The following is a 17,910-nucleotide window of genomic DNA, read 5'->3' as shown; positions in this document are numbered from 1 at the left end:
CGGTGCGGGCCGTTCACCCGGTGATGATCTTCTTCTCGCCCGGCGGACATCCGGTGCTGGTGATCTTCTGCCGATCAGTCCGATCGCTGCGGAAGGTGCCTCGTGTCCCGAATGTCCCGACGGCTGGCCAGGGGCGCGGCCGCCCTGGCCGCCCTCACGGCCGGTACGGTCCCGGCCGCGCACGCCGGGCAGCCCGGCCCGGTCGACGTGCAGCTGCTGTCCATCACCGACCTGCACGGCTACCTGCAGCCCTACGACGACGCCGCGAACGGCCAGGTCAAGCTGCCCGACGGCACCGTCCTCAAGGTGGGCGGCGCCGCCTACAACGCCGCGCACCTGGAGCGGCTGCGCGCGGGGAAGAAGAACTCGATCCTGTTCTCGGTCGGCGACAACTTCAGCGGCTGGCCGTTCGAGGTGGACGCCTTCCGGGACGAGCCGACGATCGAGGTGCTCAACAAGCTCGGCGTGCAGTTCTCCGCGGTGGGCAACCACGAGCTGGACGTCTCGGCCGGGTTCCTCAAGGACCACATGATGAAGGGCCGCTGCTTCGGCAAGGTGGACGTCGACAGCTGCTTCACCGACTCCACCGGCAAGCGATTCCAGGGCGCCGGCTTCCCCTTCTACACCGGCAACATCGTCGGCGCGAAGACCGGCAAGCCGATCCTGAAGCCGTACAACATCGAGTGGGTGCGCGGGGACGGAGGCCGGAGGATCCCGGTCGGGTTCATCGACCTGACCGTCCCGGACACCCCGGCCGGCTCCACCTCCTACCAGCCGGACCTGCGCTCCCTGCCGCTGCTGGAGACGGCGAACAAGTACGCCAAGGAGCTGAAGCGGCGCGGCGTGAAGGCGATCGTGGCGAACGTCCACGACGGCGGGTCCGCGGACGGCGCGGGCTTCAACGGCTGCAACGCCCCCTGGGGCCCGGTCATCGACTTCGCGAAGCAGGCGTCCCCCGACATCGACGCGATCTTCACCGGGCACTGGCACGCCGGGTTCAACTGCACGATCGCCGACCCGGCCGGGAACCCGCGCCCGGTCATCGAGGGGCTCAACCACGGGCGGCTGATCAGCGAGATCGACCTGCGGCTGGACGCCCGCGGAGAGGTGGTCCGCGGCGAGACGAAGGCCGTCAACCACCCGGTGACCCGCGACATCGCGCCCGACCCGGCGGTGCAGAAGATCGCCGACTACTGGACGGCGCGCGGCAACGAGCGGGCCGCGCAGCCGCTGGCGAGGCAGACCGGCGACTTCACCCGGACGCAGAACGGCAACGGCGAGAGCACGATGGGCGACTTCGCCGCCGACGTCCAGTACTGGACGGCCGGGACGTCACGCGAGGGCCGCGCCGACCTCGCGCTCGTCGCCACCAAGCCCGTCACCGGCTCCAACGCCGTCGCGCGCGACCTGCCGTACGCGAAGGGGACCGGCGCCGGCGACGCGGACGGGCGCGTGACCTTCGGCGAGGCGTGGAACGCCTACGGGTACGGCAACCCGATCCTCACCGTCACCGTGACCGGCGAGCAGATCCACCAGGCGCTCGAACAGCAGTGGCAGGGGGCGAAGTTCGCGCCGTTCGCCGTGTCGAAGAACGTCCGCTACAGCTACGACGCGTCCCGGCCGGTCGGCGACCGCGTCGACCCGAAGGACGTGCTGATCGGCGGGAAGCCGCTCGACACGTCCCGCACGTACCGGCTCGCGGCGCTCGCCTACACGCTGATCGGCGCGGACGGCTACACCGCGTTCACCGGGTTCACCGGCGCGCACCGCAACGACCCGCCCGACCACGAGGCGTTCGTCTCCTACCTGAAGGCGCACCCGACGATCGCGCCGGCGCCGCTCGACCGCGTCACCCCGGCCGAGGGCTGACCCGATGAGAGGCGCCGTGGCCGGCGGACTCCCGGCCACGGCGCCCGCCGGCTCAGGCCAGCGGCGGCTGCTGCTGCTCGCCCTCCGCGTTGATCACCTGCATCACCGCGTTGATCAGCGCGAGGTGGGTGAACGCCTGCGGGAAGTTGCCGAGGTGCCGCCCGGTGTGCGGGTCGATCTCCTCGGCGTACAGCTGCAGCGGGCTGGCGTAGGACAGCAGCTTCTCGCACAGCGCCCGCGCCCGGTCCAGCTCGCCGATCATCACCAGCGTGCTGACCAGCCAGAAGGAGCAGATGGTGAAGGTGCCCTCCTCCGACTCGAACCCGTCGTCGGTCTCGGTCGCCCGGTACCGCAGCACCAGGTCGTCCTCCGACAGCTCGTCCGCGATGGCGAGGACCGTCTCCCGGACGCGCTTGTCGTCGGCCGGCAGGAACCCCAGCAGCGGGATCAGCAGCGCCGACGCGTCCAGCGCGTCCGCACCGTAGTGCGCGGTGAACACGCCCCGGTCGTCCAGGGCGTTCGCCAGCACGTCCGCGTGGATCTCGTCGGCGGCGGCCTGCCAGCGTCGCGCCCGCTCCTGGTCGCCGCGGACGCGGGCCAGCCGCGCGCCGCGGTCCGCCGCGACCCAGCAGAACACCTTCGAGGAGGTGAAGTGCTGCGGTTCGCCGCGCACCTCCCACATGCCGCAGTCGGGGGTGCGCCAGTTGGCGAGCGCGTCCTCCACCTGCTTGACGACGATCTTCCAGAGCCGGTCGTCGAGCCGGTCGCGCTTGCGCACGAACAGGTAGATCGACCCGATGATCGCGCCCCACACGTCGTGCTGGGCCTGCATGTACGCCTCGTTGCCGATGCGCACCGGGCGGGCGTTGTCGTAGCCGGTGAGGTGCTCGAGCGTGGACTCGGGCAGCTCCTCCCGGCCGTCCAGCCCGTACATGATCTGCAGCTTGCCCTCGGCGGCCTCGGCGACGTCGGTGATGAAGTAGAAGAAGTCGTTGGCCTCCCAGTCGTAGCCGAGGGTGTAGAAGGCCCACAGCGCCATGGTGGAGTCGCGGATCCAGGTGTAGCGGTAGTCCCAGTTCCGGTCGCCGCCCGGCGTCTCCGGCAGCGACGTCGTCGCCGCGGCCGCGACCGCGCCCGACGGCGCGAACGTCAGCCCCTTCAGGGTGAGCGCGCTGCGCTGCAGGTGGCTGCGCCACGGGTGGTCGGGGAAGCGGCCCCGGTCCAGCCAGTGCTGCCAGTGGTGGACGGTCCAGACGAGCCGCTCCTGCGCGTCCTCCCACGAGGAGGGCGCCGCGTGCTCGCTCCACGAAAGTGCGACGAACCGGGACTCGCCCTGCTTCAGCAGCGTCCGGGACGTGGCGAGCGACCCCTCGAACCCGACGTTCATGTCGGTGGTGAGCCGGAGCCCGACGCCGTTGCCGCGCGCGACGGCCTCGTGGTACCCGGCGCCGGTGTGCTCCCAGCGGGCCGGGGTCTGCCCGTAGTCGAACACCGGCATGCAGTCGAGCCGGACCTGGACCTGGCCGTTCACGCAGCGGACCATCCGCAGCAGGACGTGGTCGGCGTCGTAGTCGGTGGGGGCGCGGCGGTGCGTGTGGGACCGTTCCGTCTCGTGGTGCCACGGCCCCATGAGCAGGGCGTCGGTGACCACCAGCCAGCCCCCGTGCACCCACCAGGTCGTCTCCATCACCATGGTGCCGGGGATGTAGCGCTGCGCGGCGGGCACCTCCACGCCCGCGGGGCCGACCCGGAAGTATCCGGCGTCCCGGTCCAGGATGGACCCGAACACGCTGGGCGAGTCCATCTTCGGCAGGCACATCCACTCGATGTTCCCGCTGGGCGCGACGAGCGCGGTCGTCTCGCAGTCGGACAGGAACCCGAAATCGGCGATCGGGGCGAACGGGTCTCCCGCCCGGCCGCCGGCGACCTTCGGCCTCACAGCCTCACCTCCTTGATCCATCATTCCCTCTCCAGAGCAATGGGTGCGCCAGGAGCGCGAGGTGTTTCCCCGGCGCCGGGTGCGCGGTGTGCGGCCTCATGGGCGTCGTTGCGTTCACGGTAGTGGTTCAGACCACTTGGAATAGACCATTAAAGGGCCTCTGAGCTGCGGAAACGATGCTCCGCGCATGGGGTGCCGGGAGACCGGGTCAGGCGCGGGTACAGTCCCGGCAAACAGGGCAGCGGACCCGCCGCCGCCTGGGAGGACGCGACGGTGCGCGCTCCCCGGCGCGGGGGTCCGGCACTGTCACTGGGTGGAACCGGAGCGAGAAGGAGCTCCCCGTGCCGAAGTTCGTGTACGACTTCACCGAGGGAAACAAGGACCTCAAGGATCTGCTGGGCGGCAAGGGCGCCAACCTGGCCGAGATGACCAACCTCGGCCTGCCCGTGCCTCCCGGGTTCACGATCACCGCGGAGGCCTGCCGGCATTACCTTGAGCACGGGACCCTGCCCGACGGGCTGGCGGAGGAGGTGAACGCCCACCTCGACGCGCTGGAGAAGGCGATGGGCAAGAAGCTCGGCCGGCCCGACGACCCGCTGCTGGTCAGCGTGCGCTCGGGCGCCAAGTTCAGCATGCCCGGGATGATGGAGACCGTCCTGAACGTCGGCCTCAACGACGAGTCGGTGCACGGACTGGCCGCACAGGCGGGCGACGAGCGGTTCGCGTGGGACTCCTACCGCCGGCTGATCCAGATGTTCGGCAAGACGGTGCTGGACGTCGACGGCGACCTCTTCGAGGACGCGATCGAGGACGTCAAGCGGGCCCGCGGCACCGAGGACGACGCCGACCTCACCGCCGACGACTTCAAGGAGCTGGTGGAGCGGTTCAAGACGATCGTCCGCGAGCAGGCCGGCCGGGAGTTCCCGACCGACCCGCGCGAGCAGATGGACCTGGCCACCGAGGCGGTGTTCGAGTCCTGGAACGCGGACCGGGCGATCCTCTACCGCCGCCAGGAGCGCATCCCCGTCGACCTCGGCACCGCCGTCAACATCTGCTCGATGGTCTTCGGCAACATGGGGATGGACTCGGGGACGGGCGTCGCCTTCACCCGCGACCCCGCGTCCGGGCAGCAGGGCATCTACGGCGACTACCTGCAGAACGCGCAGGGCGAGGACGTCGTCGCCGGCATCCGCAACACGGTTCCGCTGAAGGACCTGGAGCGGATCGACAAGGCGTCCTACGACCGGCTTCTCGAGATCATGGAGACGCTCGAGAACCACTACCGCGACATGTGCGACATCGAGTTCACGATCGAGCGCGGGAAGCTGTGGATGCTGCAGACCCGGGTCGGCAAGCGGACCGCCGCCGCGGCGTTCCGCATCGCCTGCCAGCTGCACGACCAGGGGCTCATCGACGTGGACGAGGCGGCCCGCCGCGTCACCGGCGACCAGCTCGCGCAGCTGATGTTCCCCCGGTTCGCGAGCAAGGTCGAGGGCGTCCGGAAGCTGACCAAGGGGATGAACGCCTCGCCCGGCGCCGCCGTCGGCAAGGTCGTGTTCACCTCCGAGCGCGCCGTCGAGCTGGCCGACCAGGGCGAGGACGTGATCCTCGTCCGCCGCGAGACCAACCCCGACGACCTGTCCGGCATGGTCGCCGCCAAGGGCGTGCTCACCTCCCGCGGCGGCAAGACCTCGCACGCCGCCGTCGTCGCCCGCGGCATGGGCAAGACCTGCGTGTGCGGCGCCGAGGAGCTGGACGTCGACGTCAAGGCCGGGACGTTCACCGCGCCCGGCGGCGTCACCGTGAACGAGGGCGACGTCATCTCGATCGACGGCTCGTCCGGCGACGTCTACCTCGGCGAGGTCCCGGTCGAGGACTCCCCGGTCGTCCGGTACTTCGAGGGCGAGCTGTCCGCCGAGGACGGCGGCGAGCTCGTCGCCGCGGTGAACCGCGTCATGGAGCACGCCGACGCGCGGGCGGCGATGGCGGTCCGCGCCAACGCCGACAACGCCGGGGACGCCGCGCGGGCGCGCCGGTTCGGCGCGAAGGGCATCGGCCTGTGCCGCACCGAGCACATGTTCCTCGGCGACCGGCGGCAGCTGGTCGAGGAGCTCATCCTCGCCGACGGCGGCGAGGAGCGGCAGGCCGCGCTGGACGCCCTGGAGCCGCTGCAGAAGCAGGACTTCGAGGGCATCTTCGAGGCGATGGACGGGCTGCCGGTCACCATCCGGCTCATCGACCCGCCGCTGCACGAGTTCCTCCCCGACCTCACCGAGCTGTCGGTCAGGGTGGCCCTCGCCGGCGACGGCGCGGACCCCAAGGACCGGAGACTGCTCGAAGCAGTCACCCGACTGCACGAGCAGAACCCTATGTTGGGGCTGCGCGGCGTGCGGCTGGGTTTGGTGATTCCGGGGCTGTTCGGCATGCAGGTGCGCGCGATCGCCGAGGCCGCCGCGGCCCGCAAGGCGGCCGGCGGCGACCCGCGCCCGGAGATCATGATCCCGCTCGTCGGCGCGGTGCAGGAACTGGAGGCCGTCCGCGACGAGGCGCGCGGCATCCTGGACGAGGTGCGGGAGTCCACCGGCGTGGACGTCCCGGCGCTGGTCGGCACCATGATCGAGCTGCCGCGGGCGGCGCTGACCGCCGGGCAGATCGCCGAGGCCGCCGAGTTCTTCTCCTTCGGCACCAACGACCTCACCCAGACGACGTGGGGCTTCTCCCGCGACGACGTCGAGGCGGCGTTCTTCTCCCGCTACCTGGAGCTCGGGATCTTCGGGGTGTCGCCGTTCGAGACCCTCGACCGCGAGGGCGTCGGGCGGCTCGTCCGGATCGCCGCCGAGGAGGGCCGCAAGGCGCGCCCGGGCATCAAGCTCGGCATCTGCGGCGAGCACGGCGGCGACCCCGACTCGGTGCACTTCTGCCACGAGGTCGGCCTCGACTACGTGTCCTGCTCGCCGTTCCGGGTACCGGTGGCGCGGCTGGAGGCGGGCCGCGCCGCGATCGAGGCGGCCGCCGCGGGAGGCAGCGACAGCCGCTGATCCCGCTCCGGGCGGCCGTCCCCCGCGAGGGCCGGCCGCTCGGAACCGGGAAATGTGGGGCGCGCAACACGCCGCAGCTGCGAACTTCACGTGCCCGTGGTCCATCTCATTGTTCGCCTGAGGTTTTCAGGTCGGGGGGAGGCATGTGAGTGTCCGTCATGAGTAACTTGGCGCAGAATGGCCTGGAAATTGAACTCGGCTACGCGTGGCACAAGTTTCACAGCAACCGCTGTTCACTGTAACGTCCAGGCCATGCGGACGGCGTACAAGTGCCGGGCCTACCCCGACCCCGAACAGGCGGCCATCTTCGGCCGTACGTTCGGGTGCGTGCGTCTAGTGTGGAATAAGGCGCTCGCCGAGCGGCATCGTGCCTGGCACGCCGACGGCAGGCGTACTTCCTACAAGGAGACCGATGCCGCGCTGACGGCGTGGAAGAAGACCGAGGACCTTGCATTTCTGAACGAGGTGTCCTCGGTGCCACTGCAGCAGGCGCTGCGGCATCAGCACGCCGCGTTCGCCGGCTTCTTCGCCGGACGGGCCCGCTACCCGCGCTTCAAGAACCGCAATTCCCGCCAGTCCGCGCATTACACCCGCTCGGCGTTCCGCATCAAGAATGATGAGCTCTGGTTGGCCAAGACCACCGCGCCCCTGGCGTTCGTCTGGTCCTTCGACGGCGTGGACTTGGCGACGCTGAATCCGACGATGGTGGTGATCTCGCGGGACTGCGACGACCGCTGGTACGTCACCTTCGCCATCGACGCCGACACTCCTGAGCCCATGGAGGCGGCCAGGCACCAGATCGGTGTCGATCTGGGTGTCAAGGACTTCGCGGTGACGTCCGACGGGGACCGCATCGCCAACCCGAGGCATATGGAGAAGAAGCAGCGCAACCTCGCCCATTACCAGCGGCGCATGGCCCGCTGCCAACCGGGGTCCAACAACCGCCGCAAGGCCAAGGCCAAAGTCGCCCGCGCTCACCGCAAGGTCCGCAACGCCCGCGCCGACTTCCTGCACCGCACCACCACCGGCCTCGTCCGCCGGGCCGACACCATCGTCATCGAAGACCTGAACATCTCCGGGATGGTGCGCAACCGCCGGCTCGCCCGGGCCATCTCCGACTGCGGATGGGGCGAGTTCCGGCGGCAACTGGAGTACAAGTGCGAACGCGCCGGGCGCACCCTGGTGGTGGTCGACCGGTGGTATCCCTCGTCCAAGACCTGCTCTGCCTGCGGGCATCTGCTGGCCGAGTTGAGCCTGTCCACCCGGCGCTGGACGTGTCCGGGCTGCCGCACCCGGCACGACCGGGACGTCAACGCGGCCAAGAACATCCTTGCGGCTGGTCGAGCCGTAGTCGGGGACACCCCCGGCGATGTCTGCGGAGCTGATGTCAGACGGCAAGGGACCTCCCTTCCGCAATCGGCCGCGAAGCAGAAACACCCACGGCGCGAGCCGTGGGAATCCCTCCCAAGGAGGAGAGGAAGTCAATAACGTGTCCCAAGCGATGACGACGTTGGAAGTGGAGTTGCCGGACCACGACCCGGACGAGCCGGAGGAGACCGAGGAGCGCCCGCGCGGCCGCAAGAGGCGCGGACGGCGCCCGAGGCCGCTCTGGTTCACGATCCCGGTGACCGTCCTGTGCGGGCTGGTCGCCGTCGTGGTGCTGACCCCGCTGGCCGTCGGCGCGCGGGTCTGGCACCAGGCCCGGCAGGACGAGCGGCCCCGCTCGGACGCGATCATCGTGCTCGGTGCCGCGCAGTACAACGGGGTGCCGTCCCCCACGCTGCGGTGGCGCCTCCAGCACGCCCTGGACCTCTACCGCGACAAGGTCGCGCCCGCGATCGTCACCGTCGGCGGCAAGGCGCCCGGCGACGCCTACACCGAGGCCGAGTCCGGACGCCGCTGGCTGATCGAGAAGGGCGGCGTGCCCGCGTCCAGGGTCGTCGCGGTGCCGGTCGGCCGGGACACGCTGCAGAGCATGAAGGCGGTCGGCAAGGCCTACAAGGCGCGGCACTGGACGTCCGGTGTGATCGTCACCGACCCGTGGCACGGGCTGCGGTCCAAGCGGATGGCGGAGGACAGCGGGATCACCGCGGCCGCGTCGCCGACCCGCAGCGGCCCCAGCGTGCAGACCCGCGACACCCAGTTCCACTACATCGTGCGGGAGACCGGCGCGTACCTGTCGTACGTGCTGCTGGGCAAGAGCGTGAAGACGCCCAGCGAGACCATCAAGACCATCCACGGCGACCCGTCGGCGACCGTGTCGCCGAGCGGCACGCCCACGCGCTGAAGTCCCCGCGCGTTCCGCCTGCTTGCTCTCCCTTTGCCCGCTTACTCTGGAAGGACATGACCCAGAACCCATCACGGACCGGACGCTCGGGAGCGTCCGCATATTCGCCGACCGACCGGCTGCGCTGGGCGCCCGAGCCCGCCAAGCGCCGTGACCGCACGGCGTTCGAACGCGACCGGGCCCGCGTGCTGCACAGCGCCGCGTTGCGCCGGCTCGCCGCCAAGACCCAGGTCGCCTCGCCGGGCGCGGACGCCGCCGCCGACACCGTGCAGAGCCTGCGCACCCGGCTCACCCACTCGCTGGAATGCGCGCAGGTCGGCCGGGAGCTCGGCAAGTCCCTCGGCTGCGACCCCGACCTGGTCGAGACGGCCTGCCTGTCGCACGACATCGGGCACCCGCCGTTCGGGCACAACGGCGAGTCCGCGCTCGACATCGTCGCCCGCGACTGCGGCGGCTTCGAGGGCAACGCGCAGAGCCTGCGCGTGCTGACCCGGCTGGAGCCCAAGTCGTTCGCCCCGGACGGCCCGCCCCTGCACGGCCGCAGCGTCGGCCTCAACCTGACCCGCGCCGCCCTCGACGCCGCGATGAAGTACCCGTGGACGCAGCAGGACGCCGTCAACGGGAAGTTCGGCGTCTACTCCGACGACGTGGACGTCGCCCGCTGGGTGCGGGACGGCGCGCCGTCCGGCCGGACCTGCTTCGAGGCCCAGGTCATGGACTGGAGCGACGACGTCGCCTACTCCGTCCACGACCTCGAGGACGCCCTCGTCGCCGGGCACGTCGACTTCGCGCGGCTCGCCGACCCGTCCGAGCGCCGCCTCGTCGCCGTCACCGCCGCCAAGCTGTACTGCCCGGGCGCCGACCTGAACGAGCTGGAGGAGCGGTTCGCCGCGCTGCTCGCCGAGCCCTGCTGGCCGGACCGCTACGACGGCACGCCGCGCAGCCTCGCCGCGCTGAAGAACCTCACCAGCACGCTGATCGGCCGGTTCTGCCTGGCCGCCGAGGCCGCCACCCGGGACGCCCACGGCGACCGGCCGCTCACCCGCTACGCCGCGGAGCTGATCGTCCCGCGCCCGCAGCGGCTGGAGAACGCCCTCCTCAAGGGCATCACCGCGCACTACGTGTGGATCAGCCACGAGGAGGTCAGGGCCCGCCAGCGCACCCTGATCACCGAGCTGGCCGAGATGATGCTCGCCGGCGCGCCCGGCTCCCTCGACCCGGGCTTCCGCGAGGCGTTCGTGGACGCGGGCGACGACGCGGCCCGGCTGCGCGCCGTCGTCGACCAGATCGCCTCCCTCACCGACCTGTCGGCGATCGCCCGCCACCGCCTCCTCGGCGGCCGCCCGCAGTAGCCCCGCCCGCGCCCGCCGGCGCGTGCATTCCGCCCCGACGCGCCGAACGATGGCCCTTGTCTCGTTACTGAGGCCGCTGTAGGGATAGCTACAAGTCAATTACAGGAGGTCGCCATGCCCGAGGAGACGTTCGTCATCGTCGGTGCCGGCCTTGCCGGAGCCAAGGCGGCGGAGACGCTCCGCGAGGAGGGCTTCGCGGGCCGCGTGCTGCTGATCGGCGAGGAGATCGAGCGGCCGTACGAGCGGCCGCCGCTGTCCAAGGGTTTCCTGCTGGACAAGGAGCCGCGCGACAAGGCGCACGTGCACGAGGCCGACTGGTACGACAAGCACGACGTCGAGCTGCGCGTCGGCGTCTCGGTCGTCTCGGTCGACCGGGCGGCCCACGAGGTGCGGCTGTCGACCAAGGAGCCGATCGGCTACACGAAACTGCTGCTGGCGACCGGTGCGTCCCCCCGCCGCCTGGAGGTCCCCGGCTCCAAGCTCCAGGGCATCCACTACCTGCGCACCATGGGCGACTCGGCGGAGCTGAAGCAGGCGTTCGCGCACGGCGGCCGGCGCGTCGTCGTCGCCGGGGCCGGCTGGATCGGGCTGGAGGCGGCCGCCGCCGCCCGCGCGTACGGCAACGACGTCACGCTCATCGAGCCGGAACCGGCGCCGCTGCACGCCGCGCTCGGCCCCGAGCTCGGCCGCGTCTTCGCCGACCTGCACCACGAGCACGGCGTGGACGTGCGCCTCGACCAGGGCGTCGCCGGGTTCTGGGGCGCCGGGCAGGTGTCGGCCGTGGTCACCTCCGGCGGCGCCGAGGTGCCCGCGGACGTGGTCGTCGTCGGCATCGGCGTCCGGCCGAACGCGCGGCTCGCCGAGCGGGCCGGGCTGGAGGTCTCCGACGGGATCCTCGTCGACCAGTCGCTGTGCACCTCCGACCCCGACATCTACGCCGCCGGCGACGTCGCCAACGCCTACAACCCGCTGCTCGGCCGCCGGATCCGCGTCGAGCACTGGGCGAACGCGCTGAACGGCGGGCCCGCCGCCGCGCGCGCCATGCTCGGCCGGGACGTCGTGTACGACCGCGTCCCGTACTTCTTCAGCGACCAGTACGACCTCGGGATGGAGATGTCGGGCGTCGCCGCGCCGGGGGAGTACGACCAGGTCGTGTACCGGGGCGACGTCGCCTCCCGCGAGTTCATCGCGTTCTGGCTGAACGAGGGCCGGGTCGTCGGCGGGATGAACGTCAACGTCTGGGACGTGACCGGGGACATCCAGGCGCTGATCCGCTCCGGACGCCCGGTCGACGCCGGGCGGCTCGCCGACCCCGGGGTGCCGCTGGCCGGCCTCGCGGCCTGATCCGGGCCTCTTGATCTTTCTCACCGCCCGGCCGTACCGGGCCGGGGTGTAAGGCACGTACAGTCGGCCGGGTGGTGACGGAGGAGATCGCGGCGCCGGCGCGGACGCGCGCCCGCCTCGCGGTGACGGTGGCGTTCGTGGCGCACGGCCTGCTCGGCGCGGCGTGGGTGGCGCGCATCCCGCAGATCAAGGAGCACCTCGGGCTGAGCGCCGGGACGATGGGCGTGGCGCTGCTCGGCGCGCCCATCGGCGTCGTCGCCGCCGTCCGGTTCGCCGGGTGGAGCGTGCACCGCTGGGGCAGCCGCGCCACGACGATCGCCGCCGGGACCGCGGGCGCGCTGGCGCTCGTCCCGCTGGGGCTGTCGTGGAACCTCGCGTCGCTGATCTGCTCGCTGGTGCTGATGGGCGGGTCGCTCGGCCTGATGGACGTGGCGATGAACGCCCAGGGCGTCGCCGTCGAACGCGGGTACGGGCGCCCGCTGATGTCCGGCCTGCACGGCTACTACAGCATCGGGACGCTGCTGTCGGCGCTGGTCGGGTCGGCGGCGGCGCACGCGGGCGTCCCCGTGGCGGTGCACCTGACGCTCGCGGCGGTGGTGCTGGTGCTGCTGCTGGCGGTCGGCTGCCGCGACCTGCTGGACCGTTCCATCGACGTTCCGGGGGATGTCTCGGAGGACGCGGACGCGTCGTCCGCGCGGCGGCGGCCTACAGCCGTCCGGGCCGCCCGGTGGCCGCTGATCATGCTGGGCGTCATCGGGCTGTGCTCGTTCGTGGGCGAGGGCGCCATGGCCGACTGGAGCGCCATCTACCTGCGGGAGAGCCTCGGCACCGGGGCCGGCGCGGCCGGGCTCGGCTACGCCGGATGCGCGGTCGCGATGACCGCGGGCCGGCTCGCCGGAGACCGGGTCGTCGCCCGCTTCGGGCCCGTCGCCGTGCTGCGGATCGGATCGCTGGTGGCGGCGCTCGGTCTCGCCCTCGGGCTCGCGGCGGCGGACCCGGTGGCCGCCGTGTCCGGCTTCACGGTCTTCGGGATCGGCATCGCGGTGGTGGCGCCCGTCACGTTCAGCGCCGCCGGCAACGTCCCGGGCGTGCCGCCCGCCGCCGGGATCTCCCGGGTGACCGGCGTCGGCTACCTCGGCCTGCTCGGCGGCCCGCCCGTCATCGGATTCGTCGCCCAGGGCGTGGGACTGGCGTGGGCGCTGGCCGTCCCGGCCGGGCTCGCCGCGCTGATCGTCCTGCTGGCCCCGGCGGCGGGCACCGCCGAACGCTGACCGGCGGGCTCGGCCCCGGCCGGGGACGGCGGCGGGCACGGCCCCGGCCGGGGACGGGCGGTCCGTGAAGGGTGGGGCGTGTGATCCGTTTCAGCGGGGTTGTGACGTCGTTATATGTACCGTTCAGGTAAGGTCTGGGCGAGTGAGTACCATGCAGCGGTCGAGACCGGCGGGAACGGTCTCGTCCGCACCGGCCTACCGGGCGTTCTTCCGCGAACTGCTCAGCTTCGGCCTCGTCGGTTTCGTCGGCACCCTCATCATGATCTTCGGCGCGAACCTCATGCGCGCCCGGCTCGGCGGCAGCCCGGTGACCAGCGTCGCCGTGCCGACCGTCGTGTCCACGCTGAGCTCCTACCTGCTCAACCGCTACTGGACGTTCCGGCACCGCGACAGCGACGGCTCCGGCCGCGAGTTCGCGATCTTCTTCGCGCTGAACGGCGTCGGGCTCGCCATCCAGATCCTGTGCACCGGGTTCACGTACTACACCCTCGGCCTGCACGGTGGTGTCGCGTACAACCTCGGCCTCCTCGCGGGCGTCGTGCTCAGCTCGGCGTTCCGCTACTGGTCGTACAAGAAGTGGGTCTTCACCCCGGCGGCCGCCTGAATTGGGCCGGCTCGACGACGAATGGGCCGCGCACCGCCCGGCGGTGTTCGGAGCCGCCTACCGGATCACCGGCAGCGTCGCCGACGCCGAGGACATCGCCCAGGACGTGTGGCTGCGCGCCTCCGCCCGCGAACCCCTCGACGACGTCCGCGACCTGCGCGCCTGGCTGATCACCGTCGCCGCGCGGCGCGCCTACGACGTGCTCGGATCCGCGCACGCCCGCCGCGTCGACTACGTCGGGCCCTGGCTGCCCGAACCGCTGCTGACCGGCCCCGACGCCGCCGAGCCCGTGCTGGTGGACGAGACCGCCGGCACCGCGATGCTGCTCGTCCTGGAGGAGCTGTCGCCGCCCGAGCGGGTCGCGTTCGTCCTGCACCAGGCGTTCGACGTGCCCTACGAGCGGATCGCGGAGGTGCTCGGCAAGAGTCCCGCCGCCTGCCGGCAGCTCGCGTCCCGCGCCCGCCGCAAGGTCGCCGCGGCGTCCCCGCCCCGCCCCGCCCGCGCGGGGGAGCGGGAACGGGTGCTGCGCGAGTTCCGGGCCGCCTACGAGCGCGGCGACGAGGCGGCCCTGCTGGCGCTGCTCGACCCGGACGCCACCTACACCACCGACGGCGGCGGCCACCTGTTCGCCGCCCGCAAGATCATCGCGGGTGCGGGACGGGTCGTCACCGTGCTGCTGCGGGTCGCCGTCCGCAACCGGTTCACGCTCGTCCCCGCCGAGGTCAACGGGGAGACGGCGTTGCTGGTGCGCAACCGGGCGGGCCGCCTCGCCGCCGTCGACACGCTGGAGATCCGGGACGGGCGGGTGATCACGATCCGCCGCGTCCTCAACCCGGAGAAGCTCGCCGCCGCCCGCGCGACCCTGAAATGGTGACGGGCGATCGCGCGGTCCGGCTTCGCTAGCGGTTGGCCGCCCGGTTCATCGCCGCGTCGAGGTCCAGCGGGGACAGGCTCCCGGCGGTCGCGTCCAGGTCCCCGTCCGCGAGGAACGCCTCCGCCGCGCGCTGGACGGCGGTGTAGGCCGCGCCGGCCAGAGCCGTCCCCACGCTGATCCGCCGTACGCCCGCCTTCGCCAACTGCGCGACCGTCGGACCGCCCGCGAAGAACAGGCCCGCGTTCACGGGCACCGGGACGGCGGCGGTCAGCGTCTCCAGCAGGCCCAGGTCCAGCAGGCCGGGGACGAACAGGCAGGCCGCGCCCGCCTCCGCGTACACCTCCGCCCGCGCGATCACCTCGTCCAGCCGGCCCGCCGGGTCGCCGACCTGGTGGAAGAAGACATCGGTCCGCGCGTTCACCACCAGATCGGGCGCGCCCGCGCGCGCCGCCGCCTCGCAGGCCGCGGCGATCCGCTCGGCCTGCGCGGACGGCGCGACCAGCGGCTCGCCCGCCGGACCGGGGGAGTCTTCCAGATTGATCCCCGCCGCGCCCGCCGCCACGACGGCCTCGACGGTGGCCGCCACGTCCTCGGGGTCCGGGCCGTACCCGCCCTCGATGTCCGCCGTCACCGGGACGTCCACCGCACCGGCGATCCGGCCGACCGCCGCCGCCATCGCGTCGCGGCCGAGGCGCTGGCCGTCCGGCCTGCCGAGCGCCCACGACACCGCCGCGCTGGACGTGGCGATCGCGGACGCCCCGGCCCGCTCGATCACCACGGCGCTGCACGCGTCCCAGGCGTTCGCCAGGAGGAGCACCCCGTCGTGGTACGAGCGGAAGAGACCGGCCTTGTCGTTGTTCGCTGCCATGCGGCCGAACCTAGGACCGCGTATCGGCCCAGCGAAAGAGCCAATACGGCTCCATCCGATTGAGCCGATTCCGCCTGTCACACGGTGGGGCACCGCGTCGTCTCCCTGGTGACGAAGGGAGAAGCACCATGCCGCGCTTGCTCATGCAGGAGGCGACCCCCGAGGTCCACCGGGGGTTCATGGACATCGCCAAGCTCATCCACCGGGGGCCGCTGGCCCGGCCGACCCAGGAGCTCATCAAGATCCGCGCCTCACAGCTGAACGGCTGCGCGTTCTGCGTCGATCGGCACACCCAGGACTTCCGGGCGCTCGGCGAACCGGAGGAACGCGTCCACCACCTGACGGTGTGGCGGGAATCGCCGCTCTACACCGACGCCGAACGCGCCGCACTCGCCTACACCGAGGCGGCCACCCGCCGTGAACCGGTCACCGACGACGTGTGGGAGACGCTGCGCAAGCACTACCCGGACGACCGCGAGGTCGGCGACCTCGTCGCCCTGGTCTCGCTGATCAACGCGCTCAACCTGTTCGGCGTCCCGCTGCAGCTACGGCCGCCGGCGCGGAACTGACCCCGTCCCGGCCCGCGCCTCACCCGGCCGGAGGGCGCGGGCCGTGGCGCGGGGCGCGGGGCGGGGCGGGCGCCGCTCAGCGGCCCGCCGGGACGACCTTCTCCGTCTGCGTCAGCGCCTCGGCGAGGATGCCCGTCAGGTCCTGCCCGGTGCCCTGCGAGAAGATCACCTGGTCGACGCCCTGCTCGGCCAGCCGCCCGACCGCGTCGACGGCCGCGCCGACCGACGGCGTGTCGGCGAAGAAGGTCAGCGAGGTCTTCTCGATCTCGGCGTAGTCGCGGCCCTCCCGCTCGCAGTGCTCGCGGAGCACGTCCAGCTTGCGGGGCAGTTCGTCGCTGTCGAAGATGTTGCAGGCGTCGGCGTACTTCGCGACGAACCGCAGCGTCTTCTTCTCGCCCGTGCCGCCGATCAGGATCGGCGGATGCGGACGGCGCAGCGCCGGCGGCGAGTTCAGCGGGCGTTCCAGCGTGTAGTGCTCGCCCTCGAACGCCGACTCGTCGCCCTTCCACATCTGGTGCGCGATCCGGAGCGTCTCCTCCAGCCGCTCGAACCGCTCCGCCGTCGGCGGGAACCGCACGCCGAGGCCGCGCGACTCCTCGTCGTTCCACGCCGCGCCGATGCCCAGCCACGCCCGGCCGCCCGACAGGACGTCCAGCGTCGTCACCGTCTTCACCAGGATGCCGGGATGCCGGTACGTCACGCCGGTGACCAGCGTGCCCAGCGTGATCCGCTCCGTCAGCGCCGCCGCGTACGCCAGCGCGGAGTAGCCCTCCAGCATCGGCTCCTCCGCCGGGCCCACCATGTTGATCTGGAAGAAGTGGTCCATCACCCACAGCGAATGGAGCCCGCCCTGGTCGGCCTCCCGGGCGATCCGGGCGAACGTCGGGCCGATCTGGTCCGGCCCGCCGGGGAAGGTGAAACTCGGAACCTGGAGTCCGATGCGCATGGGTGATCCCTCGTGTCGTCGTGTCTCGCGTCAACTCTGCGACCTGGACCGCGCTCCAGGTCAAGTCCGGTCTCCGCTGCATACCCGTCCGGTCCTGGCCCAGTCCACGTACCGGCCTACACCGGCCAGAGCCCCGGCCAAGCCGCGCAACGCCAGCCCCGGCCGTCCACCAGCACCCGGAACGGAACGGCGTGCGGCAGCGGCGCGCCCCACACCGTCGAGCCGAGCCCGCACAGAACACTGAGCCCCACGGTAAGGCTCGCGACATGCCCCACCACAGCGACCGCTCCGACGCTGGCGCTGGCGCTGTGACGGTGCTCGGCCGCGATCGCTCGGAACGCATTCACCACCCGCTCGACCACCGCGTGCCCGGTCTCTCCGTCGGCCACCCGCTCGTCCAATTTCCCGTCCACCACCCAGGACCGCAGCACCTCAGCGGTCCTGGCCCGCGTCACCGGATCCACCGCACCTTCCAGGCCGCCGATCCCCATTTCGACGAGCCCCTCCATCTTCGTGACCCCCACCCCACGGACCCGCCCGATCGTCTCCGCCGTCCGCCACGCCCGCTCGGCCGTGCTGGCGTAGACGTGATCGATCGCCGGCAGCGCATGCGCAACCGCGTTCGCCTGCACGCGCCCGCGCTCGGTCAGCGCCGCCCCGGGAAGTGCCCCCGACGCCCCGGCCACGACATTCTCGGCCTCGGCATGCCGAAGGCATACGACTTCAAGCGCATCGTCCATCGGGGAATGATATCTGGTTTGGCCGTCTTTGATTTTGGGGTGCCTGGCGTATGGAAATTTGAGTTGGCATGGGCCTGTGGGAGGAGGATGGGTTCGGCGAGGGGCGAGAGGGGTTTTCATCTGATAGTAGGGGGCTGTTAGTAGGAAGGGTGTTCGTGTGGTGGGGTGGCGCTGGCGTACGGGGCCGCCCCTCCAAAGTCAAGGGCGCC

The 17,910-nt window shown here is 71.9% G+C and carries 14 protein-coding genes; 10 read left to right on the top strand and 4 right to left on the bottom strand.

Going from position 1 to position 17,910, the window contains the following annotated elements; genetic code table 11:
- The first annotated feature begins 111 nt into the window (after positions 1-111).
- The gene (locus ABD296_RS31795) at positions 112-1,869 is read left to right on the top strand and encodes a bifunctional metallophosphatase/5'-nucleotidase (RefSeq protein WP_344275588.1); all 1,758 of its coding nucleotides are present in this window, start codon (positions 112-114) and stop codon (positions 1,867-1,869) included.
- A gap of 52 nt (positions 1,870-1,921) precedes the next feature.
- Here the strand turns inward: ABD296_RS31795 and ABD296_RS31790 are convergent, their stop codons facing one another.
- Entirely contained in the window at positions 1,922-3,808 is a 1,887-nt protein-coding gene (locus ABD296_RS31790; protein WP_344275585.1) for a glycoside hydrolase family 15 protein, read from the bottom strand.
- A 341-nt stretch (positions 3,809-4,149) separates the two neighbouring features.
- On the opposite strand from ABD296_RS31790, the gene ppdK reads away from it, so the two are divergent.
- The 8 genes from ppdK (at position 4,150) to sigJ (ending at position 14,578) form a co-directional block, all read left to right on the top strand.
- Positions 4,150-6,846 carry a pyruvate, phosphate dikinase gene (gene ppdK, locus ABD296_RS31785; RefSeq protein WP_344275582.1) on the top strand — a complete coding sequence of 899 codons (2,697 nt, stop codon included), beginning with the start codon at positions 4,150-4,152 and terminating at the stop codon, positions 6,844-6,846.
- 252 nt (positions 6,847-7,098) lie between these two features.
- Positions 7,099-8,334 (top strand): RNA-guided endonuclease InsQ/TnpB family protein, encoded by a 1,236-nt coding sequence (locus ABD296_RS31780; protein ID WP_344275579.1) that lies wholly within the window; start codon positions 7,099-7,101, stop codon positions 8,332-8,334.
- Positions 8,335-8,347: 13 nt separating this feature from the next.
- A complete protein-coding gene (locus ABD296_RS31775) occupies positions 8,348-9,133 on the top strand; it encodes a YdcF family protein (protein WP_344275576.1) in 786 nt (261 codons plus the stop codon).
- Positions 9,134-9,189: 56 nt separating this feature from the next.
- Positions 9,190-10,485 (top strand): deoxyguanosinetriphosphate triphosphohydrolase, encoded by a 1,296-nt coding sequence (locus ABD296_RS31770; protein ID WP_344275573.1) that lies wholly within the window; start codon positions 9,190-9,192, stop codon positions 10,483-10,485.
- Positions 10,486-10,599: 114 nt separating this feature from the next.
- Positions 10,600-11,829, top strand: coding sequence for an NAD(P)/FAD-dependent oxidoreductase (locus ABD296_RS31765; RefSeq protein WP_344275570.1), 1,230 nt, complete (start codon positions 10,600-10,602; stop codon positions 11,827-11,829).
- Between the two features lie 71 nt (positions 11,830-11,900).
- Complete coding sequence (locus ABD296_RS31760) at positions 11,901-13,100, top strand: MFS transporter (protein WP_344275567.1); 1,200 nt, start codon at positions 11,901-11,903, stop codon at positions 13,098-13,100.
- A gap of 151 nt (positions 13,101-13,251) precedes the next feature.
- Entirely contained in the window at positions 13,252-13,704 is a 453-nt protein-coding gene (locus ABD296_RS31755; protein ID WP_344275683.1) for a GtrA family protein, read from the top strand.
- A gap of 1 nt (position 13,705) precedes the next feature.
- A complete protein-coding gene (gene sigJ, locus ABD296_RS31750) occupies positions 13,706-14,578 on the top strand; it encodes an RNA polymerase sigma factor SigJ (RefSeq protein WP_344275564.1) in 873 nt (290 codons plus the stop codon).
- A gap of 25 nt (positions 14,579-14,603) precedes the next feature.
- On the opposite strand, the gene ABD296_RS31745 is transcribed toward sigJ, so the two are convergent.
- Positions 14,604-15,446 carry an isocitrate lyase/PEP mutase family protein gene (locus ABD296_RS31745; RefSeq protein WP_344275561.1) on the bottom strand — a complete coding sequence of 281 codons (843 nt, stop codon included), beginning with the start codon at positions 15,444-15,446 and terminating at the stop codon, positions 14,604-14,606.
- Between the two features lie 128 nt (positions 15,447-15,574).
- On the opposite strand from ABD296_RS31745, the gene ABD296_RS31740 reads away from it, so the two are divergent.
- Positions 15,575-16,015 (top strand): carboxymuconolactone decarboxylase family protein, encoded by a 441-nt coding sequence (locus tag ABD296_RS31740; RefSeq protein ID WP_344275558.1) that lies wholly within the window; start codon positions 15,575-15,577, stop codon positions 16,013-16,015.
- A 76-nt stretch (positions 16,016-16,091) separates the two neighbouring features.
- Here ABD296_RS31740 and ABD296_RS31735 read toward each other — a convergent pair whose 3' ends face one another.
- A complete protein-coding gene (locus ABD296_RS31735) occupies positions 16,092-16,961 on the bottom strand; it encodes an LLM class F420-dependent oxidoreductase (RefSeq protein WP_344275555.1) in 870 nt (289 codons plus the stop codon).
- Positions 16,962-17,077: 116 nt separating this feature from the next.
- Positions 17,078-17,701, bottom strand: coding sequence for a histidine phosphatase family protein (locus ABD296_RS31730; protein ID WP_344275552.1), 624 nt, complete (start codon positions 17,699-17,701; stop codon positions 17,078-17,080).
- Positions 17,702-17,910: the final 209 nt, after the last annotated feature.

The organism is Actinomadura napierensis, from assembly GCF_039529375.1.
GTDB lineage: Bacteria > Actinomycetota > Actinomycetes > Streptosporangiales > Streptosporangiaceae > Spirillospora > Spirillospora napierensis.
Note: the sequence above shows the minus strand (reverse complement) of the source record. Positions and strands in the feature narration are given on the sequence as shown.

Excerpts from the sequence above, each read along its gene's own strand:
- ABD296_RS31795 (WP_344275588.1), top strand. The coding sequence starts at position 112 with ATGTCCCGACGGCTGGCCAGGGGCGCGGCCGCCCTGGCCGCCCTCACG.
- ABD296_RS31780 (WP_344275579.1), top strand. The coding sequence starts at position 7,099 with ATGCGGACGGCGTACAAGTGCCGGGCCTACCCCGACCCCGAACAGGCG.
- ABD296_RS31775 (WP_344275576.1), top strand. The coding sequence starts at position 8,348 with ATGACGACGTTGGAAGTGGAGTTGCCGGACCACGACCCGGACGAGCCG.
- ABD296_RS31770 (WP_344275573.1), top strand. The coding sequence starts at position 9,190 with ATGACCCAGAACCCATCACGGACCGGACGCTCGGGAGCGTCCGCATAT.
- ABD296_RS31765 (WP_344275570.1), top strand. The coding sequence starts at position 10,600 with ATGCCCGAGGAGACGTTCGTCATCGTCGGTGCCGGCCTTGCCGGAGCC.
- ABD296_RS31755 (WP_344275683.1), top strand. The coding sequence starts at position 13,252 with ATGCAGCGGTCGAGACCGGCGGGAACGGTCTCGTCCGCACCGGCCTAC.
- ABD296_RS31745 (WP_344275561.1), bottom strand. The coding sequence starts at position 15,446 with ATGGCAGCGAACAACGACAAGGCCGGTCTCTTCCGCTCGTACCACGAC.
- ABD296_RS31740 (WP_344275558.1), top strand. The coding sequence starts at position 15,575 with ATGCCGCGCTTGCTCATGCAGGAGGCGACCCCCGAGGTCCACCGGGGG.
- ABD296_RS31735 (WP_344275555.1), bottom strand. The coding sequence starts at position 16,961 with ATGCGCATCGGACTCCAGGTTCCGAGTTTCACCTTCCCCGGCGGGCCG.
- ABD296_RS31730 (WP_344275552.1), bottom strand. The coding sequence starts at position 17,701 with ATGGACGATGCGCTTGAAGTCGTATGCCTTCGGCATGCCGAGGCCGAG.